We start from the raw sequence: 18,592 nt of genomic DNA, 5'->3' as shown, positions 1-18,592 counted from the left end.
CCTACAGCGAGGGGCTCAGGCGGGGCTACGGGCTAAACGTCGACGCGGTCGAGGGAGCGGACGGTGACCTCGTAGCCGAGGTTGACCACCAGGGCGAGTGCGACGCCGGTGCAGCGGTGGCACCAGCGCGCCTCGTGGTTGGGCCAGAGCGCGACCACGTCCGCATCATGACCGTGGCATTCGGCGCAGTCGTCTCTGGAGTGCGGGTACTGCGCAACGGGAGGGGCGGAGCTCTCGGCACCAAGCGTGGCCGGCTTCGTCATGCCCCTAGCGTGCTCTTACTTTCCCCGGGCGCGCAAACGGTCGGCGCGAGTTTTCTGTCGGCCAAGCGCTGATCTCGCAGAAAGTAATCAGATGGATACTTTTCGCTAGGGATTCGCCACCGTTTCACCGGATGTTTGGGGAACCGGTGTGCCGGTCGACCCAGCAGGCGTCGGCGTGAGCGTGTCCGTCGGCTCAGGCGTGGGCGTGTCCGTGGGCGTCGGGGTCGGCTCGGGCGTCGGGGTCGGGCTGGGAGTCGGCGTCGTCGGCCCGCCCGGATTGCGCGGCGGCAGCGGCGGCGGCTCGGGGAACTTGGGCGGTACGGCGGTCGGCTTCCCGCCCGGTACGCCGCCCGTCGGCCTCCCGCTCGGCGGCGGTACGGCCGGGACCGTCGGCTGGGTCGGCGGCAGCACCAACGGAGGCTTGACCGTCGACGGCTGGGTCTTGACGGGCTGAACCGGTGGCGGCAGCGTCGTCGTGGGCAAGCTCGGGGGGTCCGTCGGAGTGTCAGTCGGAGTGGCGGGCGGGCTGATCACGCCATCCGTGTCGGGCACGGTGATCGCGGACTGGCTGTAGGTCTGCATCCAGCGCAGCACCGTGGACACGTAGTCCATCGAGTGGTTGTACCGCAGTACGGCCTGCACGAGGCCCTGCGGATCCTTCAGGTTCGCGCCGCCCGAGCAGAGGTAGTCCCCCGCCGCCCGCGCCGCGTCGAAGACGTTGTGCGGATCCTTCACCCCGTCACCGTTGCCATCGGCACCAAAAGCCTTCCAGGTGCCCGGGATGAACTGCATCGGCCCGACCGCCCGATCCCAGCGGGTATCACCGTCGTACACGCCCTGATCGGTGTCCGAGATCGCCGCCATCCCCGGCCCGCCGTCGAGCGTCGGCCCGAGGATCCGGCCGCGGGTGAGCCCGTTCGCGTCGACCCGGCCGCCACTCGCATGCGCCGACTCGACCTTGCCGATCCCGGCCAGCAACGGCCAGGTGATCCCGCATCCAGGCACGGCGACGGCCAGATCGTTCGCCGCTTTCTGGTACGCCGCGAGCACGGTACCCGGGATCCCAGAGGGGTTGCCGACGACGGTAGTACCTGCCTCCGTGCCGCCAGGCACAACAGGCTGGCCTTCCGTGGTACCGGTGACCGGCACCTCGACCTGCGACCTCTGCTCGGTCGGGATGCTGCCGTCGACCCCGGTACCGCTCGGCAGTTCGGCGGCCAGGTCGTCGAAGACGGAGTCCGGGCGCGGCCCGATCGCTCGCGCATCGACCACGAACTCGTTCGCCGCGCCCTCGCCACCGAGCGCGATGACCAGCACCATCGCGCCGACCGGCGCGAGACACGCCCAGCCCGCGACGACCTTGATCCGCCAGGCGTCCCCCGCGCTGAACTTCTTCACCCGAACCGGCCTTCCACGTAGTCGGCGGTTCGCCGGTCCGCCGGGCTGGAGAAGATCGTTGCCGTCGGCCCGGATTCGACGATCACCCCGGGCGTGCCCTGTTCGGCCAGGAAGAAGGCGCAGGTCTGCGAGACCCGGGCGGCCTGCTGCATGTTGTGCGTGACGATCACGATCGTCACCTCCCGGCGCAGATCGTGGATGGTCTCCTCGATCCGCCGGGTCGAGGTCGGGTCGAGCGCCGAGCAGGGCTCGTCCATCAGCAGGACGTCCGGCCGGACCGCGAGCGACCTGGCGATGCACAGCCGCTGCTGCTGACCACCCGACAGCGCGCCGCCGGGCTGGTTGAGGCGATCCTTGACCTCTTTCCAGAGGCCCGCCTTGGTCAGGCACTCCTCGATCAAGGTGCCGCGCGCGCTGCCGGCCACCCGCGTGCCGGTCAGCTTCAGGCCGGCCATGACGTTCTCGGAGATGCTCATCGCCGGGAACGGGTTCGGCTTCTGGAAGACCATCCCGATCCGCTTGCGGGTGTCGGTGATCCGCCGCTGCGGCTCGTAGATGTCGTCACCGTCGAGCAGGACGCTACCGGCCAGCGACGCGCTCGGTACCAGTTCGTGCATCCGGTTGAGGATGCGCAGGAAGGTCGACTTACCGCAACCGGACGGGCCGATCAGCGCGGTGACCTGCCCGGACTCCATCCGCAGCGAGATGTCCTCGAGCACCTTGTGACTGCCGAACCAGGCGGCCACCCGATCGCTCTCGAGCACACTGCCACCACTGACAGGTGGCAACACCGTGGTCTCGTCATCCGCGATCGCCGGGACGGTTGGCAGTACCGCTGTCATCAAGGAGTTCCTTCCGAACTTGTACTACGGATGGGTGCGATCGGGTCAGAAGTTGCGCCGGCGGAACAGCCCTGCCAGCGCACGGCGTACCGGATGTCCTGGCTGAGCGATGATCCGGATCCCCGGCGAAGCGACACCGGCGGCGAGCCCGGCGACGAGCAGCGCCGGGATGCCCCACGCCAGCCAGCCCAGCGATTCCCCTTGGGTGACTTGCGAAACCGGCTTGATGCTGCCGCTGGCCAGCGGTGGCGCCTTGGTCGGGTTGGGCGTCGGGGCACCCGGTGTGGTCGGCGCACCGCTCGGTGTCGGAACGCCGTTGTTGCTGTTCGGCGCCGTCGGCTGGTTGTTGTTGCCGTTCTGGTTCGGCGCCTGCGACGCGGGCGGGTTCGTCGTCGGGTTCGGCGTGTCCGGCACCGGGTCGTCCGGCGGAATCGGCGGCGTCCCGGTCTGGTTCCGCACCGCCAGGGCAACAGCCGCCGCCTGGTCCTGCATCGGGCCGGTCAGCGCGAGATACCCGGCCGGCAACTCACCGGCCTCCTGCCCGTAGAGCTGTCCCTCCGTCGCCAGCCACTGGATCGTGTCTGCGTACCGGGTCGCCTCGGTGGGTTTCAGCGTCGCGGTCGGTACTTCGGCGTAGCTGATCATCGTGCCTGGATAGCCGCGCTTGTCCATCTTGGCCTGGTCGATCCGCCAGACCCCGGTCGCCTTGTCGGCTGTCGCACCGTCCAGCGCATACGACATGCTGTCGGTGGTCGGCGCGACGAACTCACCCGCCGAGTTCTGCAGCTTGACACTGGACATACCGGACTTCTCCAGCTCGGACGTGGTCGTCAACGCGAGCAGGTTCCGGAAGCCTGTTTTCTGGGCCTCTTCCCGCTTCGGCACAATCGGGCCACCGGTGGTCGGCAGCGACGGCGCCTGGCTCAACGGCCACGCGGTCAGCAGTACGTCGGCGGCCTGCGACCAGGAGTTCGAGGCCTGCGACCACAACTCCTGCGGAGCGAAGAACGAGTAAACTCCCTGGTCGGCCGGCACCTTCCAGCCGTCGTTGAGCTGGTACTCGTCGCGCGGCATCAGCCAGCCCTTGTAGGTCTTGTTGACTGTCATCCCCCACTGGTCGGTCTTGCCCTGCACGAAGGCGCGGGCGGAGGGATCGGCCCAGATCCACCGAGTCAGCGCCAGCAGGACATCGGTCTTGAACGGCGGGACAACCATCTGGGTGCCCTGGGCGCTGGTCAACCCGGTCCATGTCCGGGCATCCGGGTTCAGCTGCTGGAACTCGGGATCGTTGAGCAGGTTCGGCGGATTGGTGCCCGCGTTCGGATTCACCGGGTCAGTGCCGCCGACCCGGTACTTCCCCGGATAGGACTGGGTCAGCAGTTTGGCCACCAGCCGCTGGTTCAGCTTGATCTCCGGAACCTGCCCGCCACCGGCGTCTTCTGACTTGTCCCAGTTGTAGCCGATCGCGAAGCCGGAGATGCCCACCGGCGCGTAGGCGGGCTTGCGTTTCTCGACCACTCGCTCGTCCGAAGCCGACGGCTCGGTCACGATCGCGCCATCGGATTCGTAGCCAGAAGGGGCGAGCGGATCGGTCTGGCTGAGTTGGCGACGCGATTCGGGTTCCCAGCCGCGGGTGAAATCCAGACTCGACGGGCTGGACTTCGCACAACGGGCCGGCACCCAGCGACGCATCGCCTCGGCCATCAGTTCGGAGCCGATGAACTTGGCCGAGTCGCTGCGATCCAGGCACAGCGACCCGGGAGGCGCGAACGACAACTTGAAGACGTAACGCTGGTACCAGTTCGCCAGCAGCGGCCAGTAGTTCACCTGCGCGTCGACCTTGAACTCCGACTCGGAGGCGCAATATTCGCGCTCGGTCTCGCCGATGACGCTGGCCGGCAGGCACGGGTGCTGCGTTATCGGTACGATGACCAGCGAGCAGGGGACGTTCTGCGTGCACCCCAGTGAAGCGTTCTCGGCCTTGGTGTTCGCCCAGGTCTGCACCTCACCGGTGCCGTTCGGTCGGGTGAACCCGACCCGCTGGTTGGCCGTGCCGGGGGTGTAGTCGTCGATGCTGGATGTGGGCAGCACCTCCGACAGCCCGGTTCCCATCCACCCGAGAACGTCAGGCTCCAGTTCGGGGTTGTGAGCGGTGTGATACGTCCCGTCCTTCTTCCGGAACGGGAGGGTGTAGAGGGTGCCGGTTTCATTGCCAGGGAACAACTGCCACTGCGAGGTTTCCTTCGGGGCATAGCTGCTACCCCGGTAGGCGCCGGGCCAGTTCCCGATCTCGCTACTCATCCAGCAGTCCTCGCGGGTGGGCGCGAAGCCCCGGCACTGCATCACGGCCATCGGGAACGAGGTCGCCTCGGTCGGCGTCATGCCGGTCCAGGAGACGTTCAGGCTCTGCCGCGTCAGGCCACCGGTCCGAGATACCGACACGGCGCTGTTCCCCCGGGTCAGCGTCACCTTCGTACTCGACGGTTCCGCCACCAAGGCCTCATCGACCGGTACCGGCGGATTCTCCGGGTCGTCGGCCGCGACCACGGCCCGCGTCCCGGCTTCGCGAGGCGGGGCGGCCAGCGCCGAGGTACCGGACAGGGCGACCATGATCGCGACCAGGACGAGCGCAGCACCTCGGCTGCGTCGGCGGCGGATCAGCCTCACGTTGACCTCCAGATATTCAGCGCCCGGGCGGACGACACAGTCGATGGTCGCCGGGTCCCGATGCTCGGACCCCACGGTGGGGTGAACTGGACATGAACCGGTGGGCGGAGAGCTTGCGCTCCCCACCTACCGGATGGGTTACTGCGGCAGTCTCAGCCGTATTGCGGCGTCCCGGAGTTTGCGCGATGAGTCGTCAGATCCGGCCGCACTGAGGTGGTGCCGGAGCCGTTGCCGAACAGGGCCGACAGATACGCCGGTATGCCGGAGCCGGAGCCATACGGCCGCGGGATCGTGACGCCCGGGCGGATGGTGATGTTGGGGGTACCGGTGGCATTGAACGACGCCAGCCGGCGGACAGACGCCGGTGTTTGGCTGTTGTAGAGCGTAGCCAGGTCATTCTCGAAGAATTGGCTGGTATCCGAGCCGACCATCACCAGATCGTCGGCATCCGGAGTGAACGGGGCATCGGCGGCAGCCGGGAGTGTGGAGCCGGCGACCAGGGTGAGCGCGACCATGGCAGAAACGACGATTCGCATCCGGGTTTCCTTTCGGTGGAAGGCGAAACGGCAGTGGGCCGGGGAACGAGTCCCCGGCCCACTGCGTGTTTACGACTGCGAGATCAGATCCGGCCGCACTGACCGAGCGCGAGCTCGAGGAAGCCGTTGGCCTTGATGATGTCGCCGGCCGTGGTGGTGGCCGGGTTCGTGTCGGAGCGGGTGCAGATGAACGGCACGCCGCCGGTGGAGGTGGTGCCGGAGCCGTTGCCGAACACGGCCGACAGGTACGACGGGATCACACCGCTGACGGCCTTGACGACCTGGAACAGCGTGCGGTCGTAGGAGGTGGAGTCGGGGGTCGGGATGGCACCCAGGTAGGTACCGGTCTTCTGCGCGGGGGTGAGCAGGTTGTACCGGCCGACCGAGAACGGCACGATCGAGTTCGGCGTACCGGCGATCGGGGCCGAGGCGTGCTCCTGGATCGGGGCGCCGGCGTAGACGTCCTTGACACAGGCCGGCAGCGTGGTGGCGTTGATGCCGACCTGGGTGGCCCAGAAGTTACGGGTACCGGAGTTGATCTGCGGGATCAGCGGCTTGATCGTGGTGCCGACCGGGATGGCCGGGTTGATCGTGTTCCAGTCGGTGATCGTGCAGTTGTAGATGCCGGTCAGCTGCGCGTCGGTCAGCGAGACGACCGAGCCGGTGCTGGTGTTGGCGGCCCAGCGGAGCTGGTCGGTGGCGAACTTCAGGAAGCGCGAGTCGGCGCAGTCCGAAGCACCCTTGGGGCGCGACGAGCGGGCGACGTCGATGTTCGTGCTGCCACACAGCGCGGTGATGCCGGCGCCGGAGCCGTTCGGCCGGTTGATCGAGACGCCCGGGCGGATGGTGATGGTGGCGGTGCCGGTCGCGTTGAACGAGGCCAGCTTGCGAACCGGGGTCGGGGTCTTGCTGTTGTACAGCGCCGACAGGTCGTTCAGCACGAACTCGGAGGTGTCCGAGCCGACCTGCACGATGTCATCGGCATCCGGAGCGAACGAGGGGTCAGCGGAAGCCGACAGGGCGGAGGTGGCGACCAGCGCGACCGCGGCAGCGGCGATGGCGGCGGTACGGACGGTACGGGTGAAACGCATCTCGGGAGTTTCCTTCCTCACCTGCGTTTACGCGGTCTTGTGGACCGCGGTGCCGCGTCTGGCGGCAACGACCCCAATCCATCGTGGCAACGCCACCGTGGCCCGGCCTCCAGATGAACCACACATGGCCTCATGGCTAGCCAAAAACGGCGCTACCTGCCCAATCCCCCACCACAGAAGGAAAAAACAAACGGCCGGATGAGAGGAGCAAGAGCCAGGCCAGAAGAGAAGCAGGGCCGTGGAGGGCAACTCCAGCGCGGCCCTTCCCAAACAGCACGCCTTCAGCCGTACCCTCCGTCTGGTCCGCACCCTCCTCAAGAACCCAGACTGAGCTGTTCAAGCCCATATCTGGTGGGCTTGAACACCAACCACAGCAGCCACAACGCACTTCCGGCGAAGGGAAGCGCAGCAGGCGTCGCGAGCCGGATCCAACGCCGAACCTCAACGCAGGCTGCCTTGTGCGTACTGGTTCGAGCGCTCGAGTACGTCGCGCGCGTACTCCGAAGAGCGGTTGTACGTCGTGATCGCCGCCCACCAGCCGGCGCCGGTGCTCATCGTCGACGTTGACGCGCAAAGGTAAACAGCAGCAGTAGCCGCAGCATCGTCGAGGTCATGCGGCCGCGCCACCCCATCACCGTCACCGTCCACACCCCAACGCCGCCACGTACTCGGCAGGAACTGCATCGGCCCAACCGCCCTGTCCCACCGAGTATCCCCGTCGTACTGCCCGCCATCGGTATCACCAATCGCCTGTACGCCGGGCCTGCCGTCGAGCGCCGGCCCAATGATCGCCGGACTGCTAGTCCCATCCGCTGCGACAGTTGCACCATTGAAGCGCCCATGCGCGGACTCGACCGAGCCGATCGCCGCAAGGGTCACCCAGCTCAGCCCACACGACCCGAACTGCTCCCCAACCGCATAGGCAGCAAGCGCACGCGGCTCAACAGAAACCTTGCCACCGACCCGATCCGCCCACTCGCGATAGCGACCGGCAGCACCCCAACTGTCCGCCTTCACCGCCCGGCCGGCAGCGGGCATCGGTACAGGCGGAGGCGGCTCGGGCGGCACCCCACCCGAAACCACCAAAGCATCGGAAGTGGCGCGCCCGGAGCCCGGGCGCGCCACGATCAGGAAGGTCGTCGCGATCAGCAGAACGGCGATGACGCCGATCAGCACCACTCTGCTTCTCACGATGTCCAATCAGGGTCTCAGCAAGGCTTGCTGAGACCCCAGGCGGCGACGTTCAGCGTGTCCTGCGTGCCGGTCAGACCGGTCGCCGGCGAGTACGCGTCCTTGCCGAAGTCGACGTCCTTGTCGTCAGCGGTCCCGCCGATGCCGTCGGCGCCGACCCCGAAGAAGGCCGGGAAGTTGCCATCGGCATCCATCAGGTCGGTGACGGCGTTGTCGGGGTCGGTGTCGAAGTTGCCGACCAGGTGGCCGATCTCGCGCGACACCAGGTTGCCGAGCGCCTGGCCGACGAAAGCGACGCGGTTGCTCGCAGGAGTCAGGTACTGGTTGAAGCTGTACGGTCCGTCCGGCTGGCTCACGAGATCGAGCTGTACCAGCGCGGTCTCCTCGTGCGCGAAGTTGCCCGGATCGACCGACTGCGACGTACCGATCGTGCCGAGGCCGGACTCGGCGGGAGTACCACCGACGACGACCCGCGAGACGTTCGTGGCGCCGAAGGTGTCGGCGTCGTCACGGCTGTTCTTGAGGTTCACCGCGACGTCGGGGTTGAGGCCCTTGTTGATCAGGTCGGTCTTGACGTTCTCCTTGACGACGGCGACGGCCTTGCTGATCACCGCGGACTCGTCCGCGGCGGTCAGGCCCCAGCTCGGCAGGAAGGACGACAGTCCGGACAGCTGGCTGACACCGGTACCACCCAGCGGAGCGGTGTCGACCTGGCCGCCGTTGAAGTCGAGGAAGAACGTCTGCGGGCCGACCGGGTCGGTCTGCGTGCCCGGACGCGATGAGACCAGGTTGAGGTCGTACGCGCCGAAGCCGTCGGTGACGGCGACGGTGTACCAGCCCGCCTTGCCGGCGACGTAGGAGAAGTCGACGTCACCGCGCGGTAGCGGCGACACGGCCGGCACCGAGAAGGTGGCGCTGAGGTCGGTGCTGATCGCGACGCTGTTGTTCGGCTGGATCACAGTGAGACGCTTACCGGAGTCGGCCAAGCTGCCACCGAGAACGTCACCCTTGTTGAGGTAGACGCCGTAGTAGTCCTTGTCGACCGGAGCCGCCGCGATCAGTACCTGGTAGGCACCCGCGTCCGGGTCGCCAGGACCGCTAGCCGAGTTGTTCGGGTCGGTCGGGAAGTCGTTCACGGCGCTCTTGCCGGTGACCAGGACGTAGTAGTCGCCGCCCGCGGTCAACCGGTACGCGAGCTTGCCCTGCAGGCCGAAGCCGCCGTCGTCGTCCGAGGCCAGCAGTTGGCCGGCCGCGTTGTAGACCGCGACGACCGTGTTCGTGCTGGCCAACGAGCCGTCCGTGCTGACGGTCAGCGTCTGCCCAGCGACGCCGGTCACCTTGTAGAAGTCGAAGTCGCCGGTCTTGTCGCCGAGGGCCCCGTGGGGGCCGTCACCGAGCTGGCCGGTGGCGGTGATCGCCTTGCGGCCACCGGTACCGATACCGGTCGCCGTGGCGAGCGGGATCGAGCCGTTGTCCTCGTCACCGGCGGCGATCGCGACCGGCGCCGGGGACAGCGTGCCGTGCACGGTGGCCGTGCCGGTCTTGCCGTAGCCGGTGCCGAACGCGCCCAGGTTCTGCTGCTTCGCGATGGTGTCGTTCTGGCCGGCGGCGGCGGCCGCCTCGTTCTCGTTGTAGTTCAATCCGCTCGTCGTGGACGCGGAGGCGCCCTGCACCGAGACGGCGACCGCGACGACGACTGCCGACGTGGCCAGCAGCGTGCGCCTGATCCTTGGGTTCATGCTGAGTTTCCTCCCAGAAAGCTCACGGCCGCAGGCGGAATTACCCGCGGCCGGCACCACCCCCGAGCAGGTCCACCCCCAGCGAACCCGTTCCAAATGCTAAGGAGAAAGCACCCGCAAAAGCCTTTTGCGTAAGGTTGTTCAGGTAATGGGAATGACCAGTTAAACAAGATTCGGCAGGAGTCCCGCCACCTGCTCGAAGACCCTCCACAGCAACGCGAGAACGATCGGCGCGCCGAGCAGGTACGACTCCCACTTGCCCACCCGGCTGCGGAACCACACGATCGCCGCGACGGCGACGATCAGCGCCTCCAGCCAGAGCACCAGTGGCAGTACGCCGGACAGGTCGACACCGAGCGCCTGCTGGCTCTGGGGCACTCGCGAGACCCGCTGCCCCGGGTCGGGTTGCACCTGACCGTCGAACAGTTCGGCATCCAGATACACAGTTGCTGAGGGCAATGGCTTACCTTCGGCCGTGACCAGTGTGAGTCTCGACGTACCGTCTGCTGGTGGAGCCGGCAGCGGGTCGCCGGCCCGGCGTACGCCGATCACGCGGTACCCGTACTGGCCCTGGCCGGTGACGACGTCGATCCGCGAGCCCACAGCGAGCTTCGGCACCGAACGGAACGGTGCACCGAAGGTCAGGCCGCGTCCGTAGATCACCGAGACGCCGGCCTGGCCGGGCAACGCGGTGTCCGATCGATGGCCCGGGCCGTCCTGCAGGACGGCGCCAGTCGTTCCTTCCTTGATCACCTGCCGAATGCCGAGACCCGGTATATCCAGTACTGCGACCGGATCGCCGGGCACGATCCCCGGGCCCAGGGGCGCGGTCGCCTCGGCGAGCTGGCCGCGGAGCTTGTCGTAGGAGACGTCCTGCGCGCGGTTGTACTGCAGCGCGCCGAGCATCAGGACATAGATCAGGAAGGCCGCGATCCCCAGTGCGAACAGGCGCAACGCGTCGGAAACGAGCTGCGGCCGAAGCTCGATCTCACCCTTGACCTTCGCCTGCACGCGGGCCACCGTCCGGGCTGGAACCGAGGGTCTCGCAGTGCCGGGAGGTGCGGTACCGATCGCCGTCACTTGCCTGCCCGCTTCTGTTGCAGGTAGCGCGAGACGATGGTCGGGATGAGGAGCAACAGCAGTATCTCTGCGGCGGTCAGCAGCCCGAGGTTGCGCAGCATGTTGCCGCCGCCGCGGTTGGAGTTCAACTCGGTGACGCTTCCGGTCGGCTCGTAGGCGCCGTTGCTGCCGCCGGCCTGGACGACCTGGCCGGTTTCGGGGTCGATCGACGTCTGCGGGGCGCCCGGGGTCGGCTGGCCGGTGCTCGGATTCACCCCAGGGTTGTTGGTGTTGCCGTTGTTGTTCCCGTTGTTGTTGTTCCCGTTGTTGCCGCCGTTGTTCCCGTTGTTGCCGTTCTGGCCGGGGTTCGCCGGGTTGACGGTGGTGACCTGGCCGCCGGGGTTCGGCTGGCTGGGCGCCTTCACGCAGACGCCGTTCACCGCCGGGCCGGCCCCGTCGCGGTCACACGGCAGTGGCTGCGGCGCGACCTCGGCGAGCAGGTTGCGGTTCAGGTTCTTGCCGTCGAAGGTCGGGTTGCCGCACTTCTTGATATCGGTCGACGTGGTCGGGCTGCCCGGTATCTTGGCCACCTGGCCGAACGCGGACTGCACCAGGTTCAGCGGCAGTGGCGAGTAGCCCAGCGGTGCGGCCTTCTGTTGTCCCTTGCAGAGGAAGTACGACGCGAAATCGGCCAGCGTCTGGCCCTTGTCGGCGCTCAGGTTCGCGGTCGGCAGGATCATGTACGAGTACGACGACAGCGGGTACGTCCGCGGGTCGGTGTGGTTGTACACGCCGGTGAGCTTCTGGGTCAGGTACAGCAGACCCGGCTTGGTCTCGATCTGCGCTCTCGTCAGTGCGACGGCGGTGTTGTACGCCGTCGGCAGCGTGTAGTAGCCCGCCGTGTTCTTGACCTTCGCCACCGGGTAGTCCTTGCCCAGCGCGTAGGAGTACTCGACATACCCGATCGCGCCGTCGGCGTAGTTCGCCGAGATGTAGCCCGCCATCTGGCTCGAGCCCCCCTGGGCCTTCACCGCGGGGAAGTTCGTCGTCGGGAAGTACGAGGTCTGGCCACACTTGCGGCCCTGGGTGGACTGGCAGAAGCCGTCCCAGACCGCCTTGTGCTGGGTGTTCATCCAGAGCGTGAACTGGGCAGTCGTGCCCGAACCGTCCGAACGGACCACCGGGATGACCTTCTTGTTCGGCAGCGCCTTGCCGTTGTTGTCCCGGGTGACCTGCGGGTCGTTCCAGTTGGTGATCTTGCCGGTGAAGATCTTGGTGATCGTGTCGCCGGACAGCCGCAGGTCACGGTAGAGCTTGCCGGCGACCTTGATCTGGTACATGAACGCCGTACCGCCGGCCACGATCGGCATGTAGGCATACGGCCGGCCGGCCGAGGTGTCGAGGTTGCCGGTGAACGGATCCTTGCCCTGGTAAGGGATCTCGCTGATCGCGAAGTCGACCAGCTTGTTGGCGTAGTCGAGCCGGCCGCGCGACGATCCGCCACCGCCGTACTCGACCCGCATCCCAAGCGGTTCGACGTCCCGGATCCATTGGTCCAGCGCGTTCTGCGACCAGGTGGAACCGGTGCCGTAGATCGGGGCATAGGCAGTGCTCCCGGCGTTGGCGGGAGCAGTACCGGCCAGCGCTGCTGCGCAGGTGAGCAGCAACGCGAGCACCAATGCCCCGGTTCGGGGCACGAGGTTGCGGAGCCGACTCCCGGCGCGGAGGGTCGGTCGTCGCATGAGTGTGTCCTCTCAGAGGGTGATCAAAAGGTGGATCAGCGGGAGCCGGACCGGCCGCGGCCGGCCATCCAGCGGGAGAAGGCGAACAGCACCAGGACCAGCAGGAGCAGGAGGGCGGCGGCTCCGAAGGCCCGGCTGATGTAGTTGTCCTCGGGTGATTGCGACATCTTGAAGGTGAACAGCGGCAGTGAGGTCATCGGGCCGGAGAACGGATTCAGGTTCAGGTACGTCGTGTAGCCGGCCGTCAGGAGCACCGGGGAGGTCTCGCCGATTCCGCGGGCGGTACCGAGCACCAGGGCCGTGGCGAGGCCGGGGCGTGCGGTCGGCAGCACCACGGACCAGACCGTTCGCCATTGGGTCGCCCCGAGTGCGAGGGAGGCTTCGCGCAATCCGCTCGGCACCAGGCGCAGTACGACCTCGGCGGAGCGCGCGATGATCGGCAGCATCATCACCGACAACGCCATCGCCGCGACGAAGCCCGACAGGCGAAAACCCAGTCCGATCAGCAGTACGACGTACGCGAACAAGCCGGCCACGATCGACGGCAGCGCGGTCATCGCCTCGACCACCGAGCGGACCAGCTTGGACGCGCGGCCGCCGACCTCGGTCAGGTAGACCGCACACAGGACACCGAGCGGCAGGGTGACTGCGATCGCCATCGAGATCTGGATCATGGTGCCGGCCAGTGCGTGCAGGGCTCCACCGCTCGTCAGCGGCTCCAGCGGGCCCGCGGTACTGAGGTCCTTGGTGAAGAAGTTCCAGTGGACCAGCGATTTGCTGCCGCGGATCAGGGTGTAGCCGATGACGCTGGTCAGTGCGATCCCGACCAGGCCGGCGGCGCTGTGCGCGATGATCACGGCGAAGCGGTCGGCCAGCACGACCCGGCCGCGGCGCAGACCGGTGATGAGGGTGTACAGCGCAGTGAACGACATCCACCAGCAGACGATGAAGCCGAGCGTCCCCTCGGTCGGCAGGATCCGGCTGTAGAGCACCCAGGTCAGGCCGAGCCCGGCAGCGACCGAGCCGAACAGGCAGGCCCGATCCTCGACGTCGACCACCCGCAGCCGCCGGCGTTCGGGCTCCGGCTCCGGCTGCAGAGCCAGCTCCTCGAGCGGCTCGTCCGGGAGACCATCGACTGCCGTACGGCTCGAGGGCAGCGGCGGCAGGAACGGGCTCTGGCCGCTGCCGGGTCGCGGCGGTTCGTACCGGGGTCCCGTTGAGGGCAGTGTCCTCATGACGGTTCAGATCTCCGTTCCGGCGCCGCTGCGGCTGCGGGAGACGACGAAACCCGCGACCAGGTTGACGATCAAGGTGATGATGAACAGCACCAGGCCGGCGGCCATCAGCGCGTTGAGCTGGGATCCCGACGCCTCCCCGTAGCGGAGGGCGATCATCGACGAGATCGTGATCGAGCCGGACTGCAGGACATGCCAGTTGATCTCGAACAGCGGGGACACGATCATCACCACCGCGATCGTCTCGCCGAGCGCGCGGCCGAGGCCGAGCATCGTGCCGCCGATGATGCCACCGCGGCCGAACGGCAGTACTACCGCGCGAACCACTCCCCAGCTGGTCGAGCCGAGCGCCAGCGCGGCCTCGCGCTCACCCATCGGCGTCTGGTCGAAGACCTCGCGCATCACCGCACAGGCGATCGGCATCACCATCATCGCGACCACGACGCCGGCGATGAACGCCGAGGACGCATAGGTCGCGCCGTCGAAGATCGCGGCGTCCGGGTCGGTGTCGACCCTGAAGACCGGGATCCAGCCGAACCAGTCGGTGATCCAGCGGGACAGGTGGATGATCCGCGGCTGCAGCAGGAAGAATCCCCACAGACCGTAGACGATCGACGGGACGGCGACCATCAGGTCGACCAGCGCGACGAGCGACTTCTTCAGGCCCTTGGGCGCCCACTCGGTGATGAACAGCGCGGTGGCGAGCGCGACCGGGAACGAGATGGCGATCGCGATGGTGGCGATCACGATCGTGCCGAACAGGACCGCGGCGACGCCGATCTGGTTCGCCTCGGGGTTCCAGGACTGCTCGGTGAAGAACTTCCAGCCGTACGTCTGCAGGGTCGGTTTCGCCTGGTACGCAAGGAAGATCCCGATCCCGCCGGTGATCAGCAGGACGAGCCCGCCACCGCCGCGGGCGACCCAGCGGAAGATCAGGTCGGAAGGCGCCAGCGAGGAACGCAACCGGCGTGGGGGTGGTGGAGTGTTCGCGGGTGGCGGAGTGCTCGCGTCGCCGCCGGCCGGTGGCGGGGGTGCGGTGGTGGTCACCGGGTGGTCTCCCGGTGACCGGCCATCGTGACCTCGGCTTCTTCGACTGCCTGGGTCAAACGATGGAATGCCCGGCGTGCGTCGATCCGGCGCGCGAACACCCCGGGACAGCGCACGTCGGGACCGCCTGCCGAATTGAGCTCCCAGCGCCAACGCCCCTCCGCGTCACGCCGCAACTTCGGCTCCGCCTCCCGGACCAGCCGCCGTACTGCGAGCAGCTCGTCCCGTGGCGACATCGTTGTACTGCGGCCCATGGCCAGCGGCCGGTTGTTCCCCGACAGCAGCCGCCATCCGCGATCACCTCCTCGCGGATTCTCGAGGAACTGCATCCTCACCCCCACCCTTCTCCCCTTCTCCCCTTCTGCTCTCTCCCCCAGAGTGATCAGATCTGGAGAGTCACCGGTGGGAGACAACGCGTGGTGAACCACGCCGAAGCGGTGCATGAACAGGACTGCGACTCAGTCGCAGAAGGAGAGAATGACTTTTCAGGCCGGGCTGAGGGCGGCGACGTATTCCGTTCCGGTACAGGTGATGCCGAACTTCGGGAAGATGTACGAGACCGCGAAGTCATGCGCGGCACCGTCGAGGCCGGTCATCGCGTCGGTGAGGTAGACCGTGTCGTAGCCGTGTTCGTCAGCAGCGCGGCCAGTGGACTCGACGCCGAAATTGGTCGCCATCCCGGCCAGTACGACGGTTCTGATACCGCGCGTTCGCAGGATGCCGTCGAGGCCGGTCAGGTGGAAGGCGCCGACCGTGCGCTTGACGATCTCCACGTCGCCCGGCTGCGGGTGCAGCTCGCTGCCTTCGGGCTGGACGTCGATGCCCGGGCGTTCGACCCGGCCGGTCTTGCGGACATCACCCTCGTCGCGAGTGAACCAGATCATGGGCGGACCTTACGGTCTGGGAAATCGATTTCTCAGCTGTTCATCACCGATTCGGAGGGCTTGAGAAGTGTTCGCGGGAATGGGAACCGTGTCCCAGCAGTTGGCCACCCGATGGACCGCCGTGTTGCTTCGCGCAGCAGACTGGGTCTCGCAGTCAGACTTCCAGCACTCACCCGCAGGAGAAATCCATGAGTTCTGCTCCAGCCCAGATCGCCGTCACCGGACTCGCGGTGATGGGCCGCAACCTGGCCCGGAACCTGGCCCGCAACGGTTTCCGCGTCGCCGTCCACAACCGGTCCAAGGCTCGTACGGACGCGCTGATCGAGGAGTTCGGCCACGAGGGTGAGTTCACCCCGGCCGACGACCTGCCCGCGCTCGTCGCCGCGCTGGAGCAGCCGCGCAAGATCATCATCATGGTCAAGGCCGGCGAGCCCACCGACGCGGTGATCGACGAGCTCGTGCCGCTGCTCGACCAGGGCGACATCGTCATCGACGCCGGTAACGCGCACTTCGCCGACACCCGCCGGCGCGAGGACGCACTGAAGGCCAAGGGGTTGCACTTCGTCGGCGCCGGCGTGTCCGGTGGCGAGGAGGGCGCGCTGAACGGCCCGAGCATCATGCCGGGCGGATCGGTGGAGTCGTACGAGTCGCTCGGACCGATCCTGACCAAGATCTCCGCGCACGTGAACGGTGAGCCGTGCTGCGTGCACGTCGGCCCGGACGGCGCCGGCCACTTCGTGAAGATGCTGCACAACGGCATCGAGTACGCCGACATGCAGCTGATCGCCGAGGCGTACGACCTGCTGCGCAGCGTGCTCGGGCTCAGCGCCCCGGAGATTGCCGACGTGTTCCGCGAGTGGAACACCGGCGACCTGGAGTCGTTCCTGATCGAGATCACCGCGGAGGTGCTCAGCCAGGTCGACGAGTCGACCGGTGGGCCGTTCGTGGACATCGTGCTCGACCAGGCAGAGCAGAAGGGCACCGGGCGCTGGACCGTACAGGTCGCTTTGGACCTGGGTATCCCGGTCAGCGGGATGGCTGAGGCTGTCTTCGCGCGGTCGCTGTCGGGCGATGTCGTGCGGCGGGAGGCGGCGGCCGGAGTACTGGCTGGGCCTTCCGAGGGCAAGGTGTCGGTCGATCGGGACGCGTTCATCGAGGACGTGCGGCACGCGCTGTACTCGTCGAAGCTTGTTGCGTATGCGCAGGGGTTCGACGCGATCCGGGCGGCTTCGGACCAGTACGGATGGAACATCGACCTTGGTGCGATGGCGAAGATCTGGCGTGGCGGGTGCATCATCCGGGCGCGGTTCCTGGACCGGATCAAGGAGGCGTACGACCGGGACGCGGCGCTGCCGTCGTTGCTGGTTGACGACTACTTCAAGGAGGCCATCGTGACCGGGCAGGACGCTTGGCGGCGCGTGGTTGCGACGGCGGCGACTGCGGGCGTACCGGCTCCTGGGTTCTCGGCTGCACTGTCGTACTACGACGGGCTGCGGGCTGAGCGACTGCCGGCTTCGTTGATCCAGGGGTTGCGGGATCTCTTCGGGGCACACACGTACCACCGGATCGACCGGGAGGGTGCGTTCCACCTGGACTGGTCGGGGGATCGCAAGGAGCACTCGGCCTGAGCCAGCCTGGCTTGAGCCTGGGGGCTTGAGCCTGGGGGCTGGAGCCTGATGGCTTGATGCGGCGTGGGATTGGCGCTGAGGGTCGAACGTATGTTCTAATAGACTCTCAGCGCCAGCCCGCTTCGGCGGGGACATGTCACCCAGGGAGATCGCCGCAACGATGACTGTAGACACCTTTGCAGTAGAAGCTCAGACCGACGCCGCCGACACTCCCGACGCGGCGCTCGACTCTTCGTCGACGACCGACGCGCCTTCCGCGTCAGCGACCGACTCAGCCGTCGCTGACACAGCCGTCACCGACGCGCCGGTCGACAGCCCGGCCGACGACTCGGACTCCGCTTCCGAGTCCGGCCCGGTCGCCGCCGAGAAGCCGAAGAAGGCACCGGCCAAGAAGGCCGCCCCGAAGAAGACCAAGACCCTCGAGCTCACCCTGACCGTCACCGGCACCGCCGACGGCGAGTGGAAGGCCGAGCTCAAGCAGGGCAACAGCTACATCGCCAAGAACCTCCTGGTCGCCGCCGCAGCCGTCTCCCGCGCAGCCAAAGAGCTGCACGAAGACCTGTCCGGCCCGATCGACGAGGTCATCGACGCCGCCCGCGAGCAGCAGGCCGCCAAGGTCGCCGCCCTCGAAGCGGAGCTCGAAGCAGCCCGCAAGGCCCTCGCCGAACTCGACGACTAGTTCCCCCAACCTGCCGGCTCATCACCAGCAGGCACCACCCGCCACCCGCCCGGCTCGCCCCGGCGGGCTGGCGGGTGCACTAGCCAACCACTCGCGATACTCACCCACACCGACACCATGCTCGCTCCTCCATCGCTCGCACGGCACTAGCTCCCACCCGCCCAGGCGCAGTCTCCTCTGTCGCCCACTAGGTGAAAGCGAACCGTTGACCCCGGCGGTTGGGCGGTTGAGGTAGGTGCTTGCACGAGCTGTCCCCGCAATCGCAGCGCCGTCAGAACCGAGGCTGAGTGGTTGCTGAACTCGTCGGCGGTACTGCTGATCGCTCGGCTCAGCCGGTGACTGCTGGACCCGTCGGCGGTGCTAGTGGTCGCTCGATTCGCAGGTGGTTGCTGGACTCGTCGGTGGTGCTGGTCGTTGCCCGGCTCGCTGCTGCTGGTTTGCTCGGCCCGCCGGTGGTTGTTGGTGGGTTGCTGCTCTCGTCGGTGGTGATGGTGGTTGCTCGGCTCGTTGCTGGTGGGCGGTGGGGTGCTGCGGTTGCGTGGTGGCGGTTGTTGGACTGTTTTGAAAATTGACTCGCCTGGCGGTCGGCAC

16 protein-coding genes are annotated in these 18,592 nt (G+C 67.4%); 2 read left to right on the top strand and 14 right to left on the bottom strand.

Features of this window, described 5'->3' with window-relative positions:
• Positions 1 to 32: 32 nt before the first annotated feature.
• From G3I17_RS06700 to G3I17_RS06635, 14 genes are all read right to left on the bottom strand, one after another.
• Positions 33 to 263 (bottom strand): hypothetical protein, encoded by a 231-nt coding sequence (locus tag G3I17_RS06700; protein ID WP_164594983.1) that lies wholly within the window; start codon positions 261 to 263, stop codon positions 33 to 35.
• Positions 264 to 368: 105 nt separating this feature from the next.
• Positions 369 to 1,661 carry a lytic transglycosylase domain-containing protein gene (locus G3I17_RS06695; RefSeq protein ID WP_239062219.1) on the bottom strand — a complete coding sequence of 431 codons (1,293 nt, stop codon included), beginning with the start codon at positions 1,659 to 1,661 and terminating at the stop codon, positions 369 to 371.
• A complete protein-coding gene (locus G3I17_RS06690) occupies positions 1,658 to 2,503 on the bottom strand; it encodes a phosphate ABC transporter ATP-binding protein (protein ID WP_164594982.1) in 846 nt (281 codons plus the stop codon). The genes G3I17_RS06695 and G3I17_RS06690 overlap by 4 nt, the downstream gene beginning before the upstream one ends.
• 45 nt (positions 2,504 to 2,548) lie before the next feature.
• Positions 2,549 to 5,170 (bottom strand): hypothetical protein, encoded by a 2,622-nt coding sequence (locus G3I17_RS06685; RefSeq protein WP_164594981.1) that lies wholly within the window; start codon positions 5,168 to 5,170, stop codon positions 2,549 to 2,551.
• 152 nt (positions 5,171 to 5,322) lie between these two features.
• On the bottom strand, positions 5,323 to 5,706 hold the full coding sequence (locus tag G3I17_RS06680; protein ID WP_164594980.1) for a hypothetical protein: 384 nt from the start codon (positions 5,704 to 5,706) through the stop codon (positions 5,323 to 5,325).
• A gap of 83 nt (positions 5,707 to 5,789) precedes the next feature.
• Positions 5,790 to 6,797: a substrate-binding domain-containing protein gene (locus G3I17_RS06675; RefSeq protein ID WP_164594979.1), complete on the bottom strand. Its 1,008-nt coding sequence runs from the start codon at positions 6,795 to 6,797 to the stop codon at positions 5,790 to 5,792.
• A 441-nt stretch (positions 6,798 to 7,238) separates the two neighbouring features.
• On the bottom strand, positions 7,239 to 7,988 hold the full coding sequence (locus tag G3I17_RS41540; protein ID WP_164594978.1) for a lytic murein transglycosylase: 750 nt from the start codon (positions 7,986 to 7,988) through the stop codon (positions 7,239 to 7,241).
• A gap of 17 nt (positions 7,989 to 8,005) precedes the next feature.
• The gene (locus G3I17_RS06665; protein ID WP_164594977.1) at positions 8,006 to 9,727 is read right to left on the bottom strand and encodes a PPC domain-containing protein; all 1,722 of its coding nucleotides are present in this window, start codon (positions 9,725 to 9,727) and stop codon (positions 8,006 to 8,008) included.
• A gap of 162 nt (positions 9,728 to 9,889) precedes the next feature.
• On the bottom strand, positions 9,890 to 10,738 hold the full coding sequence (locus G3I17_RS06660; RefSeq protein ID WP_164594976.1) for a sortase: 849 nt from the start codon (positions 10,736 to 10,738) through the stop codon (positions 9,890 to 9,892).
• A gap of 65 nt (positions 10,739 to 10,803) precedes the next feature.
• Positions 10,804 to 12,528 (bottom strand): phosphate ABC transporter substrate-binding protein PstS, encoded by a 1,725-nt coding sequence (locus tag G3I17_RS06655; RefSeq protein WP_164594975.1) that lies wholly within the window; start codon positions 12,526 to 12,528, stop codon positions 10,804 to 10,806.
• Between the two features lie 35 nt (positions 12,529 to 12,563).
• The gene (gene pstA / locus G3I17_RS06650; RefSeq protein WP_203589808.1) at positions 12,564 to 13,763 is read right to left on the bottom strand and encodes a phosphate ABC transporter permease PstA; all 1,200 of its coding nucleotides are present in this window, start codon (positions 13,761 to 13,763) and stop codon (positions 12,564 to 12,566) included.
• Positions 13,764 to 13,769: 6 nt separating this feature from the next.
• A complete protein-coding gene (gene pstC / locus G3I17_RS06645) occupies positions 13,770 to 14,810 on the bottom strand; it encodes a phosphate ABC transporter permease subunit PstC (RefSeq protein ID WP_343238220.1) in 1,041 nt (346 codons plus the stop codon).
• Positions 14,807 to 15,139 (bottom strand): hypothetical protein, encoded by a 333-nt coding sequence (locus G3I17_RS06640; protein WP_164594974.1) that lies wholly within the window; start codon positions 15,137 to 15,139, stop codon positions 14,807 to 14,809. Before G3I17_RS06640 ends, pstC begins: the two co-directional genes overlap by 4 nt.
• Positions 15,140 to 15,295: 156 nt before the next feature.
• On the bottom strand, positions 15,296 to 15,694 hold the full coding sequence (locus tag G3I17_RS06635) for an isochorismatase family protein (protein WP_164594973.1): 399 nt from the start codon (positions 15,692 to 15,694) through the stop codon (positions 15,296 to 15,298).
• Between the two features lie 188 nt (positions 15,695 to 15,882).
• Between G3I17_RS06635 and gndA the strand changes: the two genes are divergently transcribed.
• Positions 15,883 to 17,322 (top strand): NADP-dependent phosphogluconate dehydrogenase, encoded by a 1,440-nt coding sequence (gndA, locus tag G3I17_RS06630; RefSeq protein WP_164594972.1) that lies wholly within the window; start codon positions 15,883 to 15,885, stop codon positions 17,320 to 17,322.
• 160 nt (positions 17,323 to 17,482) lie between these two features.
• Positions 17,483 to 18,001: a DUF6319 family protein gene (locus tag G3I17_RS06625; RefSeq protein ID WP_164594971.1), complete on the top strand. Its 519-nt coding sequence runs from the start codon at positions 17,483 to 17,485 to the stop codon at positions 17,999 to 18,001.
• Positions 18,002 to 18,592: the final 591 nt, after the last annotated feature.

The sequence above is a fragment of the Streptomyces sp. SID13031 genome (assembly GCF_010548305.1).
In the GTDB taxonomy this organism is placed as follows: Bacteria; Actinomycetota; Actinomycetes; order Propionibacteriales; family Kribbellaceae; genus Kribbella.
Note: the sequence above shows the minus strand (reverse complement) of the source record. Positions and strands in the feature narration are given on the sequence as shown.